Raw genomic sequence first — 2,999 nt, 5'->3', positions numbered from 1 at the left:
AGCACAGGGACAACGCCCTGTGCTCAGCGAATTGTGCCTTGGGGAAGGGTCTAGCCTTGTTTGGCCTCTTTGTACAACTCTGCCACCTTGTCCCAGTCCACCACGCTCCAAAAGGCGCTCACGTAGTCGGGGCGCTTGTTTTGGTACTTGAGGTAGTAGGCGTGCTCCCAGACGTCTAAGCCCAGGACGGGGGTCTTGCCCTCCATCAAGGGGCTGTCCTGGTTGGGGGTGCTGATCACCTCGAGCCCGCCGCCGTTCACCACCAGCCAGGCCCAGCCCGAGCCGAAGCGGCCCTTGGCGGCGTCTTCGAACTTCTTCTTGAAGTCGTCGAAGCTTCCAAAGGTGTCGCTGATGCTGTTCTTCAGCTCGCCCGCGGGCTCGCCGTCCGCGTCGGGGCTCATTACCTGCCAGAAGAGGTTGTGGTTGTGGTAGCCGCCGCCGTTGTTGCGCACCGCGGTGGAGAGGCCGTCCACGCCACGAGCGAGGATCGCCTCGATGGTCATGTTTTCCATCTCAGTGCCCTGAACCGCGTCGTTCAGGTTGGTGGTGTAGGTGTTGTGGTGCTTGGTGTGGTGGATCTCCATCGTCTTGACGTCGATATGGGGCTCGAGCGCGTCGTAGGAGTAAGGAAGGTCGGGTAGTTTGAAAGCCATAAAGTCCTCCTTGGTGGATCAGTGATCGGCTAGCTGTCCAACTCCCATCATAACAAGGGGGTTTGAGCACACATTTCTTAGGCTTACAAACGGGCGCGCTAGCGTGGCTAGCTCCTTTTGGGATCGCTGTGGCGGTTAGGTGGGGAAGCAAGCTTTCCGTGCCGAAACGAGCTGATAAGGTGTAAATGCGTCCGTTATCTTGACATTATATACGCAATTCGCATATCATCGAGCTATCTACTCCGGCACTTGCGGGATTGACATTAGGTTCCAGAGATAGGTTCCAGAGATAGGTTTCAGGCATAGGTTTCAGGCATAGGCGCACATGACGAAGTATCAGCAACTCGAGAAGACCGACCGGTTGATCGTCGACCTGCTCCGCACCGACGGTAGGATGGCCTACCGCGAGCTCGCCCGGCGCCTGGGGGTCTCCGAAGGCATGGTTCGCAAGCGCGTCAAGCGGCTGCTGGACGCCGGCTGGCTCCGCATCCTCGCGGTGGCCGACCCGCTCGAGATGGGCGTCCCCGTGCTCGCCACCACCTACGCCAAGGTGAGCCCGCAGCACCTCGAGCGCATCACCGACAGGCTCGCCGGCTGCGACACCGTCCGCTATGTGGCCATCGGCGTGGGCAGCCACAACCTGGTGGTCGAGTCGCTGCACAAAACCAACGCCGAACTCCACGACTTCATCCAGCGCGAACTGGGATTGGAGGGGATCATCAGCAGCGAAACCATTCAGGTCGTGAAGATCAAGAAGAGCGTCTGGGACTGGCCCGTACAGGTAGACGCTGACGCGCACGAGTCCAAGCACGCCATCCATAAAGGAGCAGCCGTATGAAGAGAGTTCGCAGCATCGCCCTCATCGCCCTTGTTGCCTTCGGCTTGGGCTTCGCCCAGCAGCGCGGCGGCACCCTGAACGCTGCCTGGGCGCAGAGCCCGGTCGGGCTCGACCCGCACACCATCAGCGCCATGTCGAGCTTTCAGGTGCTCGAGAACGTCTTGGACACCTTGGTCACCCTCGACCGCAGCCTCGACATCGTCCCCTCGCTGGCCGAGAGCTGGCGCGTCAGCGAGGATAACCTGAGCTGGACCTTCGAGCTGCGGCAGGACGTCGTCTTCAGCAATAGCCGCCCCATGACCGCCGACGACGTCGTCTACACCTACAGCAGGATGCTCGACCCGGAGACCGGCTCGGGCAACGCCTGGATGCTGGCTGGCGTCAGCGACGTCAGCGCCGAGGGCGACCACACCGTCACCTTCACGCTCGAGGCGCCCAACCCCGGCCTGCTAGGCAAGTTGGCCATGAACAAGGCCGTCGGCATCATCGCCCGCGAGAGCGTCGAGGAGGGCACCATCAACACTGCGCCCATCGGCACCGGCCCCTTCGTGATCGCTGACTTCCAACCCGGCGTCGGCGTGCAGCTCGAGCGCAACGAACTCTACTGGCAAGAGGGCCTGCCCTATTTGGACGCGGTGAACATCCGCGTCATCGCCGACGACACCGTGCGCAACACCGCCTTGATCAGCGGCGACGTCGACTGGGTCTTTTCGGTGCCGCTGCAGACCGTCGAGCGGTTGCGGGAGCGGGACGACCTCGTCGTCGACGAGGTGCCCGCAGGGGCTTACTACTACATCGGGCTGAACCTGCAGCGCGAGCCCCTGAGCGACCCGCGCGTCCGCCAGGCGATCGCCTCCGCCATCAACCGCGAGAACATCGCCGCGGCCGCCGCCTTCGGCAACGCCGAGCTGACCCAGGACCCGATTCCCTCCTCGAGCGCCTGGCACATGGGTTACGCGCCCTACGAGCAGGACCCCGAAGCGGCCCGCGAGCTTCTCGCCGAGGCCGGCTACGGGGATGGTTTCGAGCTCGAGATCATGCCCACCACCGAACTCGAGGAGACCGTCCGCATGGCCCAGGTGATCCAGTCGGACCTCGTCGGGATCGGCATCCGCGCAACGATCCGCACGCTCGAGTGGGCCGAGTGGCTCGAGGAGCAGGCCGCCGGCAACTACGACTCTTACGTGCTCTCCTGGAACGGCCTCATCGACCCGGACGACTTCTTCTACGCGCAGCACCGCAGCGGCGAGGTCTTTAACGTCACCGGCTACAGCAACCCCACCGTCGACGAACTCTTGGACCGCGGCCGCCGCACCCAGGACGCAAGCGAGCGCCGGACGATCTACGAGGAGGTCAACCGCCTCATCGTCGACGAGGCGCCCTACATCTACCTCTACAACCCGCTCAACATCCAGGCCTACCGTCCGGACGTCAGGGGCTATGAAGCTCGCCCCGACCAGGCCATCCGCTTCACCGAGACCTGGCTTGAGCGGTAGAGACCCGCGGGG

3 protein-coding genes are annotated in these 2,999 nt (G+C 63.3%); 2 read left to right on the top strand and 1 reads right to left on the bottom strand.

What is annotated here, in order from left to right; all coding sequences use genetic code 11:
• Positions 1-50: 50 nt before the first annotated feature.
• A complete protein-coding gene (locus M3498_03750; GenBank protein ID MDQ3458409.1) occupies positions 51-653 on the bottom strand; it encodes a superoxide dismutase in 603 nt (200 codons plus the stop codon).
• 325 nt (positions 654-978) lie between these two features.
• Between M3498_03750 and M3498_03745 the strand changes: the two genes are divergently transcribed.
• Both M3498_03745 and M3498_03740 read left to right on the top strand, forming a co-directional pair.
• Positions 979-1,491: an Lrp/AsnC family transcriptional regulator gene (locus M3498_03745; protein ID MDQ3458408.1), complete on the top strand. Its 513-nt coding sequence runs from the start codon at positions 979-981 to the stop codon at positions 1,489-1,491.
• Complete coding sequence (locus M3498_03740; protein MDQ3458407.1) at positions 1,488-2,987, top strand: ABC transporter substrate-binding protein; 1,500 nt, start codon at positions 1,488-1,490, stop codon at positions 2,985-2,987. The genes M3498_03745 and M3498_03740 overlap by 4 nt, the downstream gene beginning before the upstream one ends.
• The last annotated feature ends 12 nt before the right edge of the window (positions 2,988-2,999 follow it).

The sequence above is a fragment of the Deinococcota bacterium genome (genome assembly GCA_030858465.1).
Classification (GTDB): Bacteria; Deinococcota; Deinococci; order Deinococcales; family Trueperaceae; genus JALZLY01.
The sequence above is the reverse complement of the archived record's forward strand: the minus strand, read 5'-3'. Positions and strand labels throughout refer to the sequence as shown.